Genomic DNA, 20058 nt, shown 5'->3' on the forward strand with positions numbered 1-20058 from the left:
AGCCTGCCGCCGAGCCGCGCGGCTAAAATGAGCCGCACACCAATCTTCCCGAAATAACATGCGAATCCTGCTAGTCGAAGATGACCGGATGATCGCCGAGGGCGTGCGCAAGGCGCTGCGCGCGGACGGCTTCGCGGTCGATTGGGTGCAGGACGGCGAAGCGGCGCTCACGGCCGTCAGCGGCGAAGCCTACGACCTGATGCTGCTCGACCTCGGCCTGCCCAAACGCGACGGCCTCGACGTGCTGAAGACGCTGCGCGCCCGCGCGAATGCGCTGCCGGTGCTGATCGTCACCGCGCGCGATGCCATCGCGGATCGCGTGAAAGGTCTCGACGCCGGCGCGGACGATTATCTCGTCAAGCCGTTCGATCTCGACGAACTTGGCGCCCGCATGCGCGCGCTGATCCGCCGTCACGCGGGTCGGGGCGAATCGCTGGTGCGGCATGGCAATCTGACACTCGATCCGGTCGGTCATCAGGTGACGCTCGCGGGCGCGCCCGTCGCGCTTTCGGCACGCGAGTTTGCGCTCCTCGAAGCCTTGATGGCGCGGCCCGGCGCGGTGCTTTCCAAGAGCCAGCTCGAAGAAAAAATCTACGGCTGGGGCGAGGAAATCGGCAGCAACACGGTCGAGGTCTACATCCATTCGCTGCGCAAGAAGCTCGGCGCCGATCTCATCCGCAACGTGCGCGGCCTCGGCTACATGGTCGCGAAGGACGCCTGATGCGGTCGATTCGCCGCCAGCTTCTCGTCTGGCTGCTCGCGCTCGTGATCGTGGGCGTGGGCTTCGCCGGATGGCTCATCTACCGGCAGGCGCTCGCCGAAGCCAACGAACTCTTCGATTACCAGCTCCAGCAGATCGCGGCGGCGCTGCCTTCCGAGCCGTTCTCGTCGGTGCTCAGTTCGCGCAGCGAGACGGACGAAGGCGTCGTCATCCAGATCTGGAACCGCAACGGCGTGCTGATGTACTACTCGCATCCGCGCGTGCCGCTTGCGCCGCATGCCGAACTGGGCTTTTCCACCGAGATGACGCCGCGCGGCGAATGGCGCGTGTACAGCGCGATCGTCGGCGATAACGTGGTGCAGTTGGCGCAGCCGCTGTCGATCCGAAACCGTGTCGCGGCGGGCGTCGCGTGGCGCACGCTATGGCCGCTCGTGCTGCTGTTGCCGCTGCTCGGGCTCGCGATCTGGATCATCGTCGGGCGGGGGCTCGCGCCGCTGCAACGCGTGACGCGCGCGCTCGACTCGCGGCATCCGGAGGCGCTCGATCCGCTGTCGGACCAGCGTCTGCCGCAGGAAGTGCGGCCGCTCGTGCGCGCGCTCAATGCGCTGCTCGCGCGGCTTTCCACGGCGCTCGACACGCAGAAAGCCTTCGTCGCCGATGCCGCGCACGAACTGCGCACGCCGCTCGCCGCCGTGAAGATTCAAGCGCAACTCGTCGGGCGCGCACAGGACGACGCCGCGCGCCGCGAGGCGCTCACCGATCTGAACGAAGGCATCGGGCGCGCGACGCGGCTTGCGGAGCAATTGCTCGCGCTTGCGCGGTCGGAGCCGGATACGCAGGTCGCGCGGGCGCCCGTCGACCTGTGCGCGCTGCTCGGCGAGTGCGTGCGCGGTTATGTGCTCGTCGCGCAGGACCGAGGCGTCGATCTCGGCATCGAGAAGAGCGAGCCCGCGACCGTCAAAGGCGACGCGGATGCGCTGCGCGTCATGTTCAACAATCTGATCGACAACGCGACCAAGTACACGCCGGTCGGCGGACGCGTGGATGTCTCAATAAAAGTACAAGAGGGACGTCCGGTAGTGGAAATCGCCGACACGGGACCGGGCATTCCGGCAGCCGAGCGCGAGCGCGTCTTCGACCGCTTCTATCGCGTGGGGCAAAGCGCGGACAGGGAGCGCACCGACGTGGCGGGCAGCGGATTAGGCCTCGCCATCGTACGGCGTATTGCCGACCGCCACGGTTTTTCTATCGCGCTTGGGGAATCGCCGGCTGGCGGTTTGCTCGTTCGAATCGTTTGTTGACGTTCAGAACGCGCCGGCCAGCTTTCCTGCCCGCAGTCCGAATTTTCGAAATCCTTCGATATCTTTTCGGAAGTGTCTGCTTTGAAGCATGCGTACATCTGCATACCATGCCTTCATCCATAGATTGTTGATTTCCGCGAAGAAGGGCTCGAATACTTTCTCATCGGCGACGGCTCCCTGACAGTCGAAGGCCGCGCCGGTTGGTTCGCTGTTACAGACGAGTCGTTCGGACTACGAATCTATGGGGCCACCCTAACCCATCGAGAATCCGCCGGTGTTGTTTTCCCGGCATGCATTTTTATGACGAAAATCATTGAAGTAATTTGCAACAACAAGCCGAAGTCGCACCGCGGAATCGTGATTGGCGCAAGCGCCGTTGCCGCCGTTCTGGCTCATGCCGCTCCCGCCTCGGCCAGCGTCATGTGTCTGAGCGACGCAAACGGTACATACAACTATGGTTCAACGTCGGGCTCGGCCACTTCCGGCTGTACGAGCTGGGTGTCAGGTCTGAGCGGACCGTACGCGGTGTTGGACAACGGCAGTCCGGCCGGTCACTCCGCGCTGGCCCTGACTTCCGGCAAGGCGACGTTCTATCTGAACAGCAGCGGCTCGATGGCGAGCAACGTGATGACCGCGACGGCCTCGGGTTCGAACGTGTTGCTGAGCGGACTCGCGGCTGGTCAGGTGTCGAGCACGAGCCTTGACGCCGTCAACGGTTCGCAACTGTTCGGGCTTGCGAGCTCGACTGCCTCGGCGCTGGGTGGCGGCGCGTCGGTGAACGCCGACGGCTCGGTTTCCGCTCCGAGCTACGCGTTGACTAACGCCAATTCGATCGATGGCACCACCGGCGCCGCGAACGACGTCGGATCGGCGTTCCAGACGGTCGACAGCGCGCTCGGCAAGCTGAACACGGCCGTTGCACAGAACGCGAGCGACATCAACAACATGTCGACGCAGATCAACAACGGCACGATCGGTCTGGTGCAGCAAGACCCGACGACCCGCAAAATCACCGTCGCGAAGAACACAGACGGCACGACCGTCGACATGACGGGCACGGCAGGCACGCGCACGGTGACGGGCGTGACGGCGGGTCAACTGAACGCGACGAGCACCGATGCAGTCAACGGCTCGCAGCTCTACGCCACGAATCAGGCTGTCGCACAGAACACGTCCGACATCAACAACATGTCGACGCAGATCAACAACGGCACGATCGGTCTGGTGCAGCAGGACGCGACGACGCGCAACATCACGGTCGCGAAGAACACCGACGGCACGACCGTCGACATGACGGGCACGGCAGGCACGCGCACGGTGACGGGCGTGACGGCGGGGCAGTTGAACGCGACGAGCACCGACGCAGTCAACGGCTCGCAACTCTACGCCACGAATCAGGCTGTCGCACAGAACACGACCGACATCAACAACATGTCGACGCAGATCAACAACGGCACGATCGGTCTGGTGCAGCAGGATGCGACGACGCGCAACATCACGGTCGCGAAGAACACCGACGGCACGACCGTCGACATGACGGGCACGGCGGGCACGCGCACGGTGACGGGCGTGACGGCGGGTCAACTGAACGCGACCAGCACGGACGCGGTCAACGGCTCGCAACTCTATGCAACGAATCAGGCGGTTGCGCAGAACACGACCGACATCAACAACATGTCGACGCAGATCAACAACGGCACGATCGGTTTGGTGCAGCAGGACGCGACGACGCGCAATATCACGGTCGCGAAGAACACCGACGGCACGACCGTCGACATGACGGGCACGGCGGGCACGCGCACGGTGACGGGCGTGACGGCGGGGCAGTTGAACGCGACCAGCACCGATGCGGTCAACGGCTCGCAACTCTACGCAACGAATCAGGCCGTTGCGCAGAACACGACCGATATCGCCAAGAACACGTCCGACATTAACAACATCGTCAACCAGTTCAACAACGGATCAATCGGTCTGGTCCAGCAGGACCCGACGACGCGCGTCATTACCGTCGCCAAGAACACCGACGGCACCGTGGTCGACATGACGGGCACGGCGGGCACGCGCACGGTGACCGGCGTGACGGCAGGTCAACTGAACGCGACGAGCACCGACGCAGTCAACGGCTCGCAGCTTTATGCGACCAACCAGAACGTGGCGCAAAACACAGCCGATATCGCGAACCTGAACACGACCGTCACGCAGAACACCGCGAACATCGCTCAGAACACCGCCGATATCGCGAAGAACACCGCGGACATCGCCAACCTGAACACCAATGTCGCGCAGAACACGGTCGATATCGCGAAGAACACGACCGACATCAGCAACATCAATCAGCAGATTTCCAGCGGCAACGTTGGTCTGGTGAAGCAGGACGCGACCACGCGCAATATCACGGTCGCCAAGGACAACGACGGCACGGTCGTCGACATGACGGGCACGCAAGGCGCGCGCACGGTGACGGGCGTCGCCGCCGGCACGCTCTCCTCCGACAGCCTCGACGCGGTCAACGGTTCGCAGCTTTACGCCACGAACCAGAACGTCGCGAGTTTGACGCAGCAGATCAACAACGTCGCGGCTGCCAGCTCGGCGTTCGCATCGCAGAGCACCGATACACCGGCGGTCGCATCGGGCGCGAATTCGACTGCGATGGGCAACGGTTCGAAAGCGACGGGCAACAATTCGGTCGCGATCGGCAGCGGTTCCGTCGCCGACGAAGACAACACGGTGTCTATCGGCTCGGCGGGTAACGAACGTCGCCTGACGAACGTCGCACCGGGCGTCAACGGCACGGACGCGGCTAACATGAACCAGTTGAACGCGGTTCAGAACAGCGTCAACGCCACGGCGCGCCAGGCGTTCTCGGGCGTGGCCGCCGCCATGGCCATGCCTAACCTCACGCCGAGCCAGCCGGGCAAGACGGTGGTCGCCGCTGGCGTCGGCAACTACAAGGGCTATACCGCGATGGGCTTCGGTGCGACGTATCGTTCGCGCGACAGCCGCTGGCTCGTGAACGCTGCGGCGTCGATCACACAGCGCGGCGATGCCGGCGTGCGCGGTCAGGTCGGCTACGAGTTCTAAGCTCGAGCGCAATCGAGCAGTAGGACGGGCGGCTATCCGGAAGGGTAGCCGCCCGTTTTCTATGGCGCTTCGCCGCCTGTGGCCGCGCTTTCATCGTTTAAGAGACGTTTAAGCCACGCCCCGTAATCTTCATTCATCCCACTGCGCCAACTTCTCAAGCGCATTGCAATCCGTCAGGAGCACACGATGAAAGCGAAGATCCTTACCCGCAGCGCCGTCGCAGCCGCCGTCGCCGTTGCCTTGTCGGCAGGCTATGTCGCCGGTCACAACAACATTCCCGCGCCGCAAGTCATTGCCCCCGCGCAGGCCGCGATGATGCCGGCCGAAGCCGCCGCCAAGACAGGCGTGCCCGACTTCTCCGGCCTCGTCGAAACGTACGGCCCGGCCGTGGTCAACATCAGCGCGAAGCATCTCGTCAAGCAGACATCCGCGCGCCGCAGCCAGAACCAGTTGCCGATGGACCCGGACGACCCGTTCTACCAGTTCTTCAAGCGCTTCGGCGGCATGCCGGGCTTCGGCGGCGGCGATAACGGCCCCGGCGCGGACCGTCCGAGCGAAGGGCTCGGTTCGGGCTTCATCGTGAGCAGCGATGGCTACATTCTGACGAACGCGCACGTCGTCGATAACGCGAACGTCGTCACCGTCAAGCTCACGGACAAGCGCGAGTATCGCGCGAAGGTGATCGGCTCCGACAAGCAGTCCGACGTCGCCGTGCTGAAGATCGACGCCAAGAACCTGCCGACGGTCAAGATCGGCGATCCGAACGGTAGCAAGGTCGGGCAGTGGGTCGTGGCGATCGGCTCGCCGTACGGCTTCGATAACACCGTGACGTCGGGCATCATCAGCGCGAAGTCGCGGTCGCTGCCGAACGAGAATTACACGCCGTTCATCCAGACCGACGTGCCGGTGAATCCGGGCAATTCGGGCGGGCCGCTCTTCAACCTGCAAGGCGAAGTGATCGGCATCAATTCGATGATCTATTCGCAGACGGGCGGCTTCCAGGGCCTTTCGTTCGCGATCCCGATCAACGAAGCCATCAAGGTCAAGGACGCGCTCATCAAGACCGGTCATGTGGACCGCGGCCGTCTGGGCGTCACCGTGCAGGCGATGAACCAGACGCTCGCGAATTCCTTCGGCATGAAGTCGCCGCAGGGCGCGCTCGTGAGTTCGGTCGAGCCGGGCGGACCCGCCGCGAAGGCCGGCCTCCAACCGGGCGACGTGATCACGGCGCTGAACGGCGTGCCGGTGACGGATTCGACCTCGCTGCCGTCGCAAGTGGCCGGCTTGTCGCCGGGCAGCTCGGCGAAGGTGCAGGTGTGGCGCGACAAGAGCTCGAAGGATTTGACCGTGACCGTCGGCGCGCTCAAGGACGCGAAGACCGCCAGCGCGGACGCGAACGGCGATCAGGGCGGCGCGTCGCAGGATGCGCGGCTCGGCGTCGCGGTGCGGCCGCTCACGCCGGACGAAAAGCAGCAGGCTTCGCTTTCGCGCGGACTCGTCGTGCAGCAGGCGAGCGGCGCGGCGGCGAGCGCAGGCATCCAGCCGGGCGACGTGATTCTCGCGGTCAACGGCCAGCCGGTCGCGAGCGTGCAGCAGCTCAAGTCGATGATCTCGCACGCCGGCGACAGCATCGCGCTTCTGATCCAGCGCGACGACGCGCAGATCTTCGTTCCGGTCGACCTCGGCTGACGCAGCGACCCGCGATGCGGGCACGGAGCATGCTCGAACGCTCGCCGGGGCCCCATCGCGTGTCACCGCGCATCGGGCGTGACGCCGCTGCGCCGTGGCGCGGCGGCATCGGTTAAAGGAGCCAAGAAGATGAAGAGCAAAACGGGCAAACTGGCCGCGACTGTCATCGCGGCCGCATTGAGCGCCGGGCTGGCTGGCGGCGCGTGGGCGCAGCAGTCCGCGGATTCGGCCAATGCAGCGAGCGCCGGCACGAGCGATACGGGCAGCGCCGGCAACGCGAACGGCGGCGGGCTGCCGCAAATCCAGCAACAAGGCGATGTGTCGTACACGTCTGGCGGCGTGGGGCTCGACGAATCGCGCGCATTGTTGCGCGAACAGGCGCACTGGCCGCTCTCGTTGCGCTTCACGGGACCGACCGCCGATTATCTCTCGGGCGTGACCGTGCGCATCGTCGGCGGCAAGGGCGGCGAAGTGCTGAACACCGAATCGATGGGGCCGTACATGCTCGTCAAGCTGCCGCCGGGCAGCTATACCGTGTACGCCAAGTACAAAGATCAGGAAAAGAAGCAGGCCGTCAACGTGTCCGGGCCGGGCAAGGCGAAGGCCGCGTTCCATTGGAGTATTCAATGAGGCGGTAGTCCGCGCATCGAACGCCGCCTCTGTCTCGCGGCGAAAACTTGTCTCATAATGAAGCCACGAGTCGCTCCCGGCTCGTGGCTTTTTTGTGAGCGAGGCGCCACCGCGCCCGCGATTCTCTCGACCGCAGCGCGGAGGACGCACGATGAGCACGGACCTGAACCACGGCCAGGAGGCGCGCCGCATCGAGATCAAGCCGAACGCGCGGCGCTGCCGCGTGATTCATCAGGGCGTCACCTTCGCGGACACGCATGCGTCGATGACGCTCATCGAAATCGGGCACGAGCCCGTTCACTATTTCCCGCGCGCCGATGTCAACATGGCGCGGCTCCAACGCTCCGCTTACACCACGCACTGCCCGTTCAAGGGCGAGGCCACGCACTATCATCTGCTGACGGAAGACGGTCCGGTGGAAAACGCGGCGTGGAGCTACGAAAACCCGTTCGACGCTGCCGCGCAGATCAAAGGCTATCTCGCGTTCTATCCGTCGCGCGTGGACCGCATCGACGAGACGGCTTAGCGGCCCGGCCAACAGACGCATGCTCCCCGGCGTGCGATAAAGCACGCAGACGCGTTTCTTGTCCCGGAGGCTCGGATGGAAGTCACCGAAGCGTTGCGCGTGCCGCTCGAGCCGGCACATGTCGAGGACGCGCTCGGCGATCTCGCGTTGTTGCGCGCGAGTCTCGACAATTGCGAATCCTTCACGCGCACGCCGGCCGGCGAGTACGCGCTCACGCTGGTCGTGCCGCTAGGCGCGCTGCGCGCCCGGTATGACGTGCGCGCGCATCCGGCCGGGCGCACGCGGCAGGGCGATTCCGAACAGGACGACGACCGCGACTACGCCCGCACGCTCAGTTTCAAGGCGCGCGGCGAGGGCGTCGGTTCGTTGCGCGGACAGATTGCCGTGGCGCTCAATCCCGGCGACGGCGGCGAGTCGACGTGGATCGAATACACCGTCTGGGCGACGGTCTCCGGGCCGCTCGCGGGCTTGCCTGCGCGCCAGATCGAAAATGCGCTGCGCGAAGGCGCCGACGATTTCTTCGCGGAATTCTGCGAGGTCGTGCGCGCGAAGCACGGGCTGCCGTCGATGCGCGCGGCCGGCGACCGTGCGCGCCGTCACGTGTTCCTGCGCCCCGGCGGCATGTCGGCGGCGTTTTCGCGCCGCGCGGGGGCGACCGCGCGGGCGGTCCACGGCGCGCCGGGCGATGCCGCGCCGAGCGGCGTGCTGCGGCATCGGCTGGGCGGGCATCCGTTCGCGCATCGCGAGGGGCATCACAGTCACCATCACAGTCACCATCGCGAGCACGATCCGCATCCGTTCGGGCTGCCGGGCTGGGCGTGGGCCGCGATGCTCGTGTTCGTCGCGCTGCTCGCCTTCTTCGCGGAGCGCGGAAGCCTGCATTGAACGGCGATCGGCGCTAGAGTGCTGCGTTTCTCCCCGACGTTTTCGGAAGGAATCCACCATGCCGCGCCGCGCCCTGATCGTCATCGACGTGCAGAACGAGTATGTCACCGGCAATCTGCCGATCGAATATCCCGATGTGAACGTGTCGCTCGCCAATATTTCGCGCGCGATGGATGCCGCCGACGCGCACGGCGTGCCGATCGTCGTCGTGCAGAACTTCGCGCCCGCGACCGCGCCGATCTTCGCGCGCGGCTCGAGAATGGCGGAGTTGCACGAATCGGTTGCGACGCGCCCGCGCGCTCACTATGTCGAAAAGGCGCTGCCAAGCGCGTTCGCCGGCACGGATCTGGGCGACTGGCTGAACGCGCACGACATCGACACCATCGTGATCGCCGGCTACATGACCCACAATTGCGACGATTCCACGGTGCGGCACGCGGTGCACGCCGGCTTATCGGTCGAATTCCTGACCGACGCCACCGGCGCCGTGCCGTACGAAAACCGCGCGGGACGGGCGAGCGCGGAGGAAATTCATCGCGTGTTCACGGTCGTCATGCAGTCGCGCTTTGCCGCCGTGCTGACGACGGACGAATGGATCGCGGCGCTCCAAAGCGGCGAGGCGCCGCCGCGCGACAACATCTACGCGTCGAACCAGCGCGCGCGTGGCCGCTGAGCGCAGCGCTCAGACGCTGGCGGTCGTGAGCAGCGCGGGACTCGCGCGCAGCGCGTCGAAGCAGGCGTCGATGAGCGCTTCGGCGTCCTTCGACGGATCGACGCGCTCGGGCATCATCAGCGAATCGTGCAGGATGCCCGTGAAGAGCGCGTGCAGGAGCGTCGTGGCGCGGCGCACGTCGAGCGCGGCGGGCAATTGCGCCTTGTCGATGGCATTGCGCAGCGCCCGCGCGATGCGTTCCATGCCGTCGCGCATGTTGTTTTGCTGGCGCTCGCGCACGGGTCCCATTTCCTCGACGAATTCGCACTTGAGAAACAGGATGTCGAACACGCGGCGGCGTTTTTCGTCCTCGGTGATATTGCGCATGCACCAGATGAAAATCTCGCGGATGCGCGCGAGCGGGTCGGGCTCCTTGCCATCGAGTGTGGCTGCGACGAGCTCGTCGAGTGGCAGCAGGCTGCGGTCGAACATCGCGTTGAAAAGATCGCCTTTGTTGGCGAAGTGCCAGTAGATGGCGCCGCGCGTCACGCCCGCCGCCTCCGCGATGTCCGCGAGCGACGTGCGAGACACGCCTTTTTCATAAAAAACGCGCTCGGCGGCGTCGAGAATGCGGTTGCGCGTCTCCTGCGCTTCTTCCTTGGTTCGTCTGACCATATCCTGGGATTGACGGCTTGCCGCTGCAAATCGAAATCGCGATGCGGGGTGTGAATGCGGTGAACGAAAAGCTGTACCTTTTTTGTCCAACGACGGCGCGGGAACGTCTCGTTACGGCCGTAATCTTCGCGGTATCTTATTTTTACATCCATTCGTGAATGTATTTATAATACCAGCCCACACGCCGTCAAGACGCAACAATCGTCGGCTCGTCAGTTTCGTCATCAACGTTGTTCAGATTTGCGTGTGGCGCCGCCGTCGTTCGGACGCGCGCCAGATGCTCGCTAATGTGTGCATCGCCGTCGTAAAGAGAACTGCGTCTCGTCACTGAGACGCCGATCCGGCGATGCGCGTGTTTTTTTTCGCTATCAGTCACACACAGAGGTCGCTCCATGCGCTTCGAAAGGGTTCCGTTTCACCTCGTCAGTGCCGCGACGGCTGCCATCCTACTGGCGGCGTGCGGACAAAAACAATCGGCGCCGCCGCCGCAGACGCCCGAAGTCGGCGTCGTGACGATCCAGTCGACGGCCGTGCCGGTCACGGCCGAATTGCCGGGCCGCACGAGCGCGTATCTCGTCGCACAGGTTCGGGCGCGCGTGGACGGCGTCGTGCTGCGTCGCGAGTTCACGGAAGGCAGCATCGTCAAGGCGGGCCAGCGGCTCTATAAGATTGATTCGGCGCCCTACATCGCGCAGTTGAACAACGCGAAGGCGTCGCTCGCGAAGGCGCAGGCGAACCTCGCGTCGACGACCGCGCAGGCGAATCGCTACAAGGTGCTGGTCTCGGCGAACGCGGTCAGCAAGCAGGACTACGACAACGCCGTCGCCGCGCAAGGCCAGGCCGCCGCCGACGTGGCCGCCGGCAAGGCCGCGGTCGATACCGCAGCGATCAACCTCGGCTACACGGATGTCGTTGCGCCCGTGACCGGCCAGGTCGGCATCTCGCAGGTCACGCCGGGCGCGTACGTGCAGGCGAGCCAGGCGACGCTCATGGCGACCGTCCAGCAGCTCGACCCGATGTACGTCGACCTGACGCAATCGAGCCTCGACGGCCTGAAGCTGCGCCAGCAGATCCAGCAAGGCCGCCTCACGACGAGCGGCCCGAACGCGGCCAAAGTCTCGCTCGTGCTGGAAGACGGCCGCGTCTATTCGGAGAAGGGCAGGCTGCAGTTCACCGACGTGACCGTCGATCCGACCACCGGCTCGGTCACGGTCCGCGCGATCTTCCAGAACAAGGACCGCGTGCTGTTGCCCGGCATGTTCGTGCGCGCGCGTATCGAGGAAGGCGTGAATCCGAACGCCATCGTCGTGCCGCAAATCGGCATCACGCACGATCAGAAGGGCACGCCGACCGCGCTCGTCGTCGGCGCGGACAACAAAGTCGCGCTGCGCCAGCTCGTGACGTCCGGCACCTACGGTCAGAACTGGGTGGTCGATAGCGGTCTTGCCGCCGGCGATCGCGTGATCGTGCAGGGCGTCGACAAGGTGCGTCCGGGGATGGAAGTCAAGACCGTGCCCGCGCAACTGCCCGCAGCGCCCGCAGCCGGAGCGTCGCAGGCGAGCGATGCGCAAGCCGCGCAGCCCGCCTCGTCCGCGCAGCCCGCGTCTGCTGCGTCGGGCGCGTAAAACCAGGAGCCCGCCTCATGGCAAAGTTCTTTATCGATCGCCCGATTTTCGCGTGGGTGATCGCCATCGTTTTGATGCTCGCGGGTATCGCGTCCATCTTCACGCTGCCGGTCGCGCAGTATCCGACCATCGCGCCGCCGGCCGTTCAGATCAGCGCGACGTATCCGGGCGCATCGGCGAAGACGGTGGAAAACACCGTCACGCAGGTGATCGAGCAGCAGATGAGTGGTCTCGACCACTTGCTGTATTTGTCCTCCACGTCCGATGACTCCGGCACCGCGACCATCACGCTGACGTTCGCGCCGGGCACGAACCCGGACATCGCGCAGGTTCAGGTGCAGAACAAGCTGCAGCTCGCGACGCCGCTCCTGCCGCAGATCGTGCAGCAATTGGGCACCAAGGTCACCAAGTCGAGCAACAGCTTCCTGCTCGTGCTGGCGTTCGTCTCGCAGGACGGCAGCATGAGCAAGTACGACCTCGCGAACTACGTGGCGTCGCACATTCAGGATCCGGTGAGCCGTCTGGACGGCGTCGGCACGGTGACGCTCTTCGGCTCGCAGTACGCCATGCGAATCTGGCTCAACGCGGACAAGCTGAACAAATACAGTCTCACGCCGGTCGACGTGCAAGCGGCGCTCACCGCGCAGAACGTGCAGGTCGCGGGCGGCTCGCTCGGCGGCACGCCGTCGGTGCCGGGTCAGTTGCTGCAGGCGACCATCACCGAAGCGACGCTCCTGACCACGCCGGAACAGTTCGGCAACGTGCTCCTGAAGGTGAATCAGGACGGCTCGCAGGTGCGTCTGAAGGACGTCGCGCGCATCGAGCTTGGCGGCGAAAACTACAACTTCGACACCAAGTACAGCGGCCAGCCGGCGGCGGGCTTCGGTATTCAGCTCGCGACGGGCGCGAACGCGCTCGCCACCGCGAAGGCCGTGCGCCAGAAGATCGACGAGCTCTCGAAGTACTTCCCGAACGGCCTCGTCGTGAAGTATCCGTACGACACCACGCCGTTCGTGCGCTTGTCGATCGAGGACGTGGTCAAGACGCTGATCGAAGGCATCGTGCTGGTGTTCCTCGTGATGTATCTGTTCCTGCAGAACTTGCGGGCCACGCTCATTCCGACCATCGCGGTGCCGGTCGTGTTGCTCGGCACGTTCGCGATCATGGGCGCGGTGGGCTTCTCCATCAATACGCTGTCGATGTTCGGTCTCGTGCTCGCCATCGGCTTGCTGGTGGACGATGCGATCGTGGTCGTGGAAAACGTCGAGCGCGTGATGGCGGAGGAGGGCTTATCTCCACGCGAAGCGACTCGCAAGGCGATGGGCCAGATCACCGGCGCGCTGGTGGGCGTGGCACTCGTGCTGTCCGCGGTGTTCGTGCCGGTGGCGTTGTCGGGCGGCTCGGTGGGCGCGATCTATCGACAGTTCTCGCTGACGATCGTCTCCGCGATGGTGCTCTCCGTGCTGACCGCGCTGATTCTCACGCCGGCGCTGTGCGCGACCATTCTGAAGCCGATCCCGCAAGGGCATCACGAAGCGAAGAAGGGCTTCTTCGGCTGGTTCAACCGCACGTTCGACAAGAGCCGCGAGAAATACCATTCGGGCGTCTATCACGTGATCCGGCGCTCCGGGCGCTGGCTCGTCATCTATCTAGTGGTGATCGTCGCCGTCGGCTTCCTGTTCGTGAAGCTGCCGAAGTCGTTCCTTCCCGACGAAGACCAGGGCACGATGTTCGTGCTCGTGCAGACGCCGGCCGGCTCCACTCAGGAAACCACGGCGCGCGCGCTGAAGGACGTCTCCGACTATCTGCTGAATCAGGAAGCGTCCATCGTCGAATCGACCTTCACGGTCAACGGCTTCAGCTTCGCGGGCCGCGGTCAGAACGCGGGTCTCGTGTTCGTGCGCATGAAGGACTACGCGCAGCGCCAGAAGGGCGACCAGAAGGTGCAGGCGCTGGTCGGCCGGCTCTTTGGCCGCTTCTCGGGCTACAAGAACGCGGTGGTGTTCCCGGTCAATCCGCCGTCGATTCCTGAACTCGGCACGGCCGCGGGCTTCGACTTCGAGTTGCAGGACCGCGCAGGCGTGGGCCACGACGCGCTGATGGCCGCGCGCAATCAGCTGCTCGGCATGGCCGCGAAAGACCCGACGCTCGCGCAGGTGCGTCCGAACGGCCTGAACGATACGCCGCAGTTCAAGGTGAACATCGACCGTGAGAAGGCGCTCGCGCTGGGCGTGACGGCGGCCGCGATCGACCAGACGTTCTCGATCGCGTGGGCTTCGCAGTACGTGAACAACTTCCTCGATACGGACAGCCGGATCAAGAAGGTGTACCTGCAGGCCGACGCGCCGTTCCGCATGACGCCGGAGAACATGAACGACTGGTACGTGCGCAACGGATCGGGCGGAATGGTGCCGTTCTCCGCGTTCGCCACCGGCGACTGGACGTACGGTTCACCGAAGCTCGAACGCTACAACGGCATCTCGTCGGTCGAAATCCAGGGCGCGGCCGGCCCCGGCAAGTCCACGGGTCAGGCGATGCAGGCGATGGAAGCCATCGCGGCGAAGCTTCCGGCGGGCATCGGCTACGAATGGACGGGGCTGTCGTATCAGGAAATCCAGTCGGGTTCGCAGGCGCCGATTCTGTACGGCATCTCGATTCTCGTCGTGTTCCTGTGTCTCGCGGCGCTGTATGAAAGCTGGTCGATTCCGTTCTCGGTCATCATGGTCGTGCCGCTCGGCGTGATCGGCGCGCTGCTTGCCGTCACGTTGCGCGGTCTGGAAAACGACGTGTTCTTCCAGGTGGGTCTCTTGACCACGGTCGGCTTGTCGGCGAAGAACGCGATTCTGATCGTGGAATTCGCCCGCGAACTGCAGATGTCGGAGAAGATGGGCCCGATCGAAGCGGCGATGGAAGCGGCGCGGCTGCGCTTGCGCCCGATTCTGATGACCTCGCTCGCGTTCATTCTCGGCGTGATGCCGCTCGCGATCAGCAACGGCGCGGGTTCCGCGAGCCAGCACGCGATCGGTACCGGCGTGATCGGCGGCATGTTGACCGCGACCTTCCTCGCGATCTTCATGGTCCCGATGTTCTTCGTCGTGATCCGCGCGCAGTTCAGCGGCGAGAAGGAAAATCCGGAGACGGCGCTCGAGCACTACGAGCAGCATCATCCCGATGAGCACCGTCCGCGCGATGGCGGCGGCTCCAACGAAGGACATTGAAATGCGTAGACTTTCCTTGATTGCAGCGGCCGTCGCCGTGCTGGCGGGCTGCACGTTGGCCCCGAAGTACGAGCGTCCCGCGCCGCCGGTCTCGTCGACGTTTCCGACCGGCGGCGTGTACTCGACGCAGCCGGGCGCGGCGGATGCCGGCGCGCGCAGCGCGAACGGTGTCGCGGGCGCGGAGATCGGCTGGCGCGATTTCTTCGTGGATGCGCGTTTGCAGCGGCTCATCGACATCGCGCTGAAGAACAACCGCGATCTGCGCGCCTCGGTGCTCAACATTCAGGCGGCGCAGGCGCAGTACCGCATCGTGCGCTCGGAGCTGTTCCCGTCGATCACGGCGCAGGCGGATCAGTCGAAGCAGCGCACGCCGCGCAATCTGTCGTTCTTCGACCGGACCATTTCGAACACGTATTCCGTGGGCCTGAACGCGTCGTGGGAACTCGACTTGTTCGGCCGCGTGCAGAGCCTGAAGGATCAGGCGCTCGCGCAGTATTTTTCCACGGCCTACGCGCGCAAGGCATTCGAGATTTCGCTCGTGTCGCAGGTGGCCTCGCAATATCTGCAGGTGCTGCAAGCGGATGACCTGCTGCAAGTCACCGAGCAGACGCTTAAGACGACGCAGGAGTCGTACAACATCGTCAAGCTGCAGTTCGACAACGGCACGGCATCCGAGCTGGATCTCGCGCAGTCGCAGACGGCGGTGGAAACGGCGGCGGCTAACTTGCAGGCGCAGCAGCGCGCGCGGGCGCAGGCGGTGAACGCGCTGGCGCTCTTGATCGGCGAGCCGATTCCCGACGATCTGCCGACCGGCATGCCGCTCAACGAGCAGGACTTGCTGACGGACATTCCCGCTGGCTTGCCGTCGGATCTGCTCACGCGTCGTCCGGACATCATGGAAGCCGAGCAGAACCTGCTCGCGGCGAACGCGAACATCGGCGCGGCGCGGGCGGCGTTCTTCCCGAGCATTTCGCTCACCGGCAGCTTCGGCACGCTCAGTCCGACGCTCGGCGGCTTGTTCAAGCCCGGTTCGGCGGCGTGGAGTTTCGCGCCGACGATCACACTGCCGATCTTCCAGGGCGGTCAGAATCAGGCGAATCTGGATCTGGCGAACATCCAGAAGAACATCCAGATCGCGGCGTACGAGAAGGCGATTCAGTCCGCTTTCCGCGATGTCGCCGATGGCCTCGCCGCGCGCGGCACCTACGATCAGCAGATCCGGGCGCTCGAGCGCGACACGGCGGCGGAGCAGCGCCGGCTGGATTTGTCGACGATGCGGTATCGGCAGGGCGTCGATAGCTACCTGAACGTGCTGACCGCGCAGCAGGACTTGTACTCGGTGCAGCAGACGCTCATCACTGTGCGCACCGAGCGGCTCGCCAACCTCGTCAATCTCTATCAGGCGCTGGGCGGCGGGTGGATCGAGCATACCGGCGATGCGCCGCGCCCGGCGGATGCGCCTGCAGCGCCCGTAGCGCCCGCAGCGCCCGCCGATGTCGGCGCGGCGAGTACGCCGCAGGCGGCGTCGGCTGCTGTGGCTGGGTGATTTGCTCAGTCGCTTTGTTGCGAAGCCCGGCCAATGTGCCGGGCTTTGTTTTTGGTGGTTGGCGGATCGCGGGACTGCTTGCGAACAGGATTGAGCCGGCCACTCACAGCCGCTTGCGCAAGACCTTGGCAGTTGGAGCGGCTCCTCCATTTCCGCGCTCGAGCTTTGGCGACGCGCGCTGGCGCCTTTCTTTGCGTTCGGGCTCGGGCGGGCGAGGGCGTTCGAAGGTAACGACTCAACCATGCGCGCACGAACAGTCATTCGTTTCCCGGCATAAGGCAGCGTGCAATTCGTAATCACCCAGTGATGCCATAACAACGCGACGTCGCGTCGCTAGGTGTTGCTTTCTAGTTCCACGACGCCTGTTTGGGTACGACATCCATTCGCGGGGCACGTAGAATTCCGAGCTTGTTATGCCATCGGGCACAGCCACGCACAATCAACCCGATCTAAGTCATTTCCAACTGCAACGGAATGATTGCGAAAACCAGTATCGGAACAGAAATAACACTATGACAAGCACGCAACAACGCGCAGCCCTGCAACGCCAAATCTGGCAAATCGCCAACGATGTCCGAGGCGCAGTCGATGGCTGGGACTTCAAGCAATACGTGCTCGGCACCTTGTTTTACCGCTTCATTAGCGAAAACTTCGCCAGCTACATCGAGGCAGACGACGACAGCGTCCATTACGCCGACCTGCCCGACAGCGTCATCACGCCAGCCATCAAAGACGACGCCATCAAGACCAAGGGTTATTTCATCTACCCGAGTCAACTGTTTGCCAAGATCGCAGCCGGCGCGAACACCAACGACAGCCTGAATACCGACCTGGCCACCATCTTCGCCGCAATCGAGTCATCCGCCAACGGATACCCCTCCGAGCACGACATCAAAGGGCTGTTTGCGGACTTCGACACGACCAGCAATCGTCTCGGCAATACGGTCAAAGACAAAAACGCCCGTCTGGCCGCCGTGCTCAAGGGTGTCGCGGAACTGGATTTTGGGCATTTCGACGCCAGCCATATCGACCTGTTCGGCGATGCCTACGAATTTCTTATCTCCAACTACGCCGCCAATGCCGGCAAATCCGGCGGCGAGTTCTTCACTCCGCAGCATGTGTCGAAGCTGATTGCCCAGCTCGCCATGCACAAGCAGGCCAGCGTCAACAAGATATATGACCCGGCCTGCGGCTCCGGCTCGCTGTTGCTGCAAGCCAAGAAGCATTTTGATGCGCACATCATCGAAGAAGGCTTCTTCGGGCAAGAGATCAACCACACCACGTACAACCTGGCGCGGATGAACATGTTCTTGCACAACATCAACTACGACAAGTTCAACATCCAACTCGGGAATACGCTGACCGACCCGCACTTTGGGGATGACAAACCCTTCGATGCGATCGTCTCCAACCCGCCTTATTCGGTTAAGTGGATTGGCGCGGACGATCCCACGCTGATCAATGATGAGCGCTTTGCCCCGGCAGGTGTGTTGGCTCCCAAGTCCAAGGCCGATTTTGCGTTCGTGCTGCACGCGTTGAGTTACCTTTCCAGTAAAGGGCGTGCGGCCATTGTGTGCTTTCCGGGCATCTTCTATCGCGGCGGAGCTGAGCAGAAGATCCGCCAGTACTTGGTGGATAACAACTATGTTGAAACCGTTATTTCACTCGCGCCCAATCTGTTTTTTGGCACCACCATCGCGGTGAATATTCTGGTGCTCTCCAAGCACAAGACCGATACCAATACGCAGTTCATCGACGCCAGTGGCCTCTTCAAGAAAGAGACAAACAACAACGTGCTGCTGGATGCGCATATCGAACAGATCATGAAGGTGTTCGATAGCAAGGAGAATGTCGATCACTTTGCACAGTCGGTACCTTTTGAGAAGGTCGTCGGCAACGATTACAACCTGTCGGTCAGCAGCTATGTTGAAGCGAAGGACGATCGCGAAGTGGTGGACATTGCGCAGCTTAATGCCGAGATCAAAGTAACCGTGGCCAAGATTGACCAACTTCGGAATGATATTGATGCCATTGTCGCGGAGATTGAGGGAGAGGGGGCGGGGGCATGAGCAACGTGAACTTTCTGCAAAAGCTGCTGGGTGAAGTGGCGGTTGAGTGGAGAACGCTAGGCCAACTTGGCGAGCTGGTTCGCGGCAACGGGCTGCAAAAGAAAGACTTCACAGAAACAGGGGTGCCTGCCATTCACTATGGTCAAATTTATACGTATTACGATCTATCTACCACAACAACAAAGTCTTTCGTGTCACCGGAATTGGCCAAGCAGTTGCGCAAGGTCGACAAAGGTGATGTTGTAGTTACTAACACGAGCGAAAACCTTGAAGATGTAGGCAAGGCTTTGGTGTATCTCGGTGAACGTCAGGCTGTCACTGGGGGGCATGCAACTATTCTGAAGCCCGGCGAATGCCTATTGGGTAAATACTTTGCCTATTTCACGCAGACAGAAATATTTGCAAGCGAAAAAAGAAAGTACGCCAAAGGGACAAAGGTGATTGATGTCTCAGCGACTGACATGGCGAAAATAAGAATTCCCGTGCCTTGCCCAAAGAGCCCGAAAAGGTCGCTGCAAATTCAAGCCGAAATTGTCCGCGTTTTAGATAGCTTCGCCGAGCTCACCGCCGAGCTCACCGCCGAGCTCACCGCTCGTAAGAAACAATACAACTACTATCGGGATCAGTTGCTGAATTTCGACGAAAGGGGTGTGGAGTGGAAGACGTTGGGGGACGTAACTAAAAAGTGGTACTCAGGCGGCACGCCAACAGCCGGCAATCCGGAATTCTACGATGGTGGCGACATTCCGTGGTTGAGGACCCAAGAGGTAAAGTTCAATGACATTCATAACACAGAAGTGCGAATCACCCAATCGGCGTTAAGAAATTCGGCTGCCAAGTGGATTCCGCGGAATTGCGTGATCATTGCGATATCCGGTGCAACCGCTGGTCGATCCGCGATCAACAAGATACCTTTGACAACTAATCAGCACTGTGGTTGCTTGGAGATAGACGAAGCGAAGGCACTGTATCGCTATGTCTTTCACTGGGTAAGTTACAACTATGAGAACATCAAGTCGCTTGGTCAGGGGGCCAGAGGCGACCTCAATTCAAGCATCATAAAAAGTTTCAAGATCCCGATTCCATACGCCGACGACCCTGAAAGATCACTCGCCGAACAAGCTCGCATCGTCGCTATCCTCGATAAATTCGACGCTCTGACGAACTCCATCAGCGAGGGCTTACCGCGCGAGATCGAACTGCGTCAGAAGCAATACGAGTATTACCGCAACCTCCTGTTGAGCTTCCCGAAGCCGTCAGAGATGGAGGCGTTGTGTGATGAAGACGCTGACGATATACGGCCGGCAACCGAGTCTTGCGGATAAACGGTCAAGCTTATCTAAGCCTGCAACGGCACGGAAGGCGCACGCCTGTCGCGCAAGCTCAAGCAGCCGTCACGCCTGAACCGATGGCGTAAAAGATGACCGGGACACAGGTCTC

Annotated in this window: 15 protein-coding genes; 13 read left to right on the top strand and 2 right to left on the bottom strand. The window is 62.9% G+C overall.

Translation table 11 applies throughout. The features are described from left to right. Positions 1 to 58: 58 nt before the first annotated feature. On the top strand, positions 59 to 721 hold the full coding sequence (locus JYK05_RS02270; protein WP_040051669.1) for a response regulator: 663 nt from the start codon (positions 59 to 61) through the stop codon (positions 719 to 721). Continuing rightward, complete coding sequence (locus tag JYK05_RS02275; protein ID WP_206467633.1) at positions 721 to 2022, top strand: ATP-binding protein; 1302 nt, start codon at positions 721 to 723, stop codon at positions 2020 to 2022. The genes JYK05_RS02270 and JYK05_RS02275 overlap by 1 nt, the downstream gene beginning before the upstream one ends. Before the next feature lie 252 nt (positions 2023 to 2274). Here JYK05_RS02275 and JYK05_RS02280 read toward each other — a convergent pair whose 3' ends face one another. Continuing rightward, positions 2275 to 2418 (bottom strand): hypothetical protein, encoded by a 144-nt coding sequence (locus tag JYK05_RS02280; protein ID WP_175939578.1) that lies wholly within the window; start codon positions 2416 to 2418, stop codon positions 2275 to 2277. A 102-nt stretch (positions 2419 to 2520) separates the two neighbouring features. Between JYK05_RS02280 and JYK05_RS02285 the strand changes: the two genes are divergently transcribed. The 6 genes from JYK05_RS02285 (at position 2521) to JYK05_RS02310 (ending at position 9506) form a co-directional block, all read left to right on the top strand. Then, on the top strand, positions 2521 to 5103 hold the full coding sequence (locus tag JYK05_RS02285) for a YadA-like family protein (RefSeq protein ID WP_175939579.1): 2583 nt from the start codon (positions 2521 to 2523) through the stop codon (positions 5101 to 5103). Positions 5104 to 5289: 186 nt separating this feature from the next. Then, positions 5290 to 6792, top strand: coding sequence for a DegQ family serine endoprotease (locus tag JYK05_RS02290; protein ID WP_206467634.1), 1503 nt, complete (start codon positions 5290 to 5292; stop codon positions 6790 to 6792). A 129-nt stretch (positions 6793 to 6921) separates the two neighbouring features. Next, on the top strand, positions 6922 to 7422 hold the full coding sequence (locus JYK05_RS02295; RefSeq protein ID WP_206467635.1) for a carboxypeptidase regulatory-like domain-containing protein: 501 nt from the start codon (positions 6922 to 6924) through the stop codon (positions 7420 to 7422). 151 nt (positions 7423 to 7573) lie between these two features. Beyond that, complete coding sequence (locus JYK05_RS02300; protein ID WP_206467636.1) at positions 7574 to 7948, top strand: DUF427 domain-containing protein; 375 nt, start codon at positions 7574 to 7576, stop codon at positions 7946 to 7948. 75 nt (positions 7949 to 8023) lie between these two features. Next, the gene (locus tag JYK05_RS02305) at positions 8024 to 8833 is read left to right on the top strand and encodes a CoxG family protein (RefSeq protein ID WP_206467637.1); all 810 of its coding nucleotides are present in this window, start codon (positions 8024 to 8026) and stop codon (positions 8831 to 8833) included. Positions 8834 to 8891: 58 nt separating this feature from the next. Further along, the gene (locus tag JYK05_RS02310) at positions 8892 to 9506 is read left to right on the top strand and encodes a cysteine hydrolase family protein (RefSeq protein ID WP_206467638.1); all 615 of its coding nucleotides are present in this window, start codon (positions 8892 to 8894) and stop codon (positions 9504 to 9506) included. Between the two features lie 9 nt (positions 9507 to 9515). Here JYK05_RS02310 and JYK05_RS02315 read toward each other — a convergent pair whose 3' ends face one another. Further along, complete coding sequence (locus JYK05_RS02315) at positions 9516 to 10160, bottom strand: TetR family transcriptional regulator (protein WP_206467639.1); 645 nt, start codon at positions 10158 to 10160, stop codon at positions 9516 to 9518. Positions 10161 to 10552: 392 nt separating this feature from the next. Between JYK05_RS02315 and JYK05_RS02320 the strand changes: the two genes are divergently transcribed. The 5 genes from JYK05_RS02320 to JYK05_RS02340 all read left to right on the top strand — a co-directional run bounded on the left by JYK05_RS02320 (position 10553) and on the right by JYK05_RS02340 (position 19943). After that, complete coding sequence (locus JYK05_RS02320; RefSeq protein WP_206467640.1) at positions 10553 to 11785, top strand: efflux RND transporter periplasmic adaptor subunit; 1233 nt, start codon at positions 10553 to 10555, stop codon at positions 11783 to 11785. Positions 11786 to 11802: 17 nt separating this feature from the next. Then, the gene (locus JYK05_RS02325) at positions 11803 to 15003 is read left to right on the top strand and encodes an efflux RND transporter permease subunit (protein ID WP_175939587.1); all 3201 of its coding nucleotides are present in this window, start codon (positions 11803 to 11805) and stop codon (positions 15001 to 15003) included. A gap of 1 nt (position 15004) precedes the next feature. Next, positions 15005 to 16549, top strand: coding sequence for an efflux transporter outer membrane subunit (locus JYK05_RS02330; RefSeq protein ID WP_206467641.1), 1545 nt, complete (start codon positions 15005 to 15007; stop codon positions 16547 to 16549). 512 nt (positions 16550 to 17061) lie between these two features. Next, positions 17062 to 18618 (top strand): type I restriction-modification system subunit M, encoded by a 1557-nt coding sequence (locus JYK05_RS02335; protein ID WP_206467642.1) that lies wholly within the window; start codon positions 17062 to 17064, stop codon positions 18616 to 18618. Then, on the top strand, positions 18615 to 19943 hold the full coding sequence (locus tag JYK05_RS02340) for a restriction endonuclease subunit S (protein WP_206467643.1): 1329 nt from the start codon (positions 18615 to 18617) through the stop codon (positions 19941 to 19943). The genes JYK05_RS02335 and JYK05_RS02340 overlap by 4 nt, the downstream gene beginning before the upstream one ends. Positions 19944 to 20058: the final 115 nt, after the last annotated feature.

Source organism: Caballeronia sp. M1242, from assembly GCF_017220215.1.
GTDB lineage: Bacteria > Pseudomonadota > Gammaproteobacteria > Burkholderiales > Burkholderiaceae > Caballeronia.

Excerpts from the sequence above, each read along its gene's own strand:
- JYK05_RS02270 (WP_040051669.1), top strand. The coding sequence starts at position 59 with ATGCGAATCCTGCTAGTCGAAGATGACCGGATGATCGCCGAGGGCGTG.
- JYK05_RS02275 (WP_206467633.1), top strand. The coding sequence starts at position 721 with ATGCGGTCGATTCGCCGCCAGCTTCTCGTCTGGCTGCTCGCGCTCGTG.
- JYK05_RS02280 (WP_175939578.1), bottom strand. The coding sequence starts at position 2,418 with ATGAGCCAGAACGGCGGCAACGGCGCTTGCGCCAATCACGATTCCGCG.
- JYK05_RS02290 (WP_206467634.1), top strand. The coding sequence starts at position 5,290 with ATGAAAGCGAAGATCCTTACCCGCAGCGCCGTCGCAGCCGCCGTCGCC.
- JYK05_RS02295 (WP_206467635.1), top strand. The coding sequence starts at position 6,922 with ATGAAGAGCAAAACGGGCAAACTGGCCGCGACTGTCATCGCGGCCGCA.
- JYK05_RS02300 (WP_206467636.1), top strand. The coding sequence starts at position 7,574 with ATGAGCACGGACCTGAACCACGGCCAGGAGGCGCGCCGCATCGAGATC.
- JYK05_RS02305 (WP_206467637.1), top strand. The coding sequence starts at position 8,024 with ATGGAAGTCACCGAAGCGTTGCGCGTGCCGCTCGAGCCGGCACATGTC.
- JYK05_RS02310 (WP_206467638.1), top strand. The coding sequence starts at position 8,892 with ATGCCGCGCCGCGCCCTGATCGTCATCGACGTGCAGAACGAGTATGTC.
- JYK05_RS02315 (WP_206467639.1), bottom strand. The coding sequence starts at position 10,160 with ATGGTCAGACGAACCAAGGAAGAAGCGCAGGAGACGCGCAACCGCATT.
- JYK05_RS02320 (WP_206467640.1), top strand. The coding sequence starts at position 10,553 with ATGCGCTTCGAAAGGGTTCCGTTTCACCTCGTCAGTGCCGCGACGGCT.
- JYK05_RS02325 (WP_175939587.1), top strand. The coding sequence starts at position 11,803 with ATGGCAAAGTTCTTTATCGATCGCCCGATTTTCGCGTGGGTGATCGCC.
- JYK05_RS02330 (WP_206467641.1), top strand. The coding sequence starts at position 15,005 with ATGCGTAGACTTTCCTTGATTGCAGCGGCCGTCGCCGTGCTGGCGGGC.
- JYK05_RS02335 (WP_206467642.1), top strand. The coding sequence starts at position 17,062 with ATGACAAGCACGCAACAACGCGCAGCCCTGCAACGCCAAATCTGGCAA.
- JYK05_RS02340 (WP_206467643.1), top strand. The coding sequence starts at position 18,615 with ATGAGCAACGTGAACTTTCTGCAAAAGCTGCTGGGTGAAGTGGCGGTT.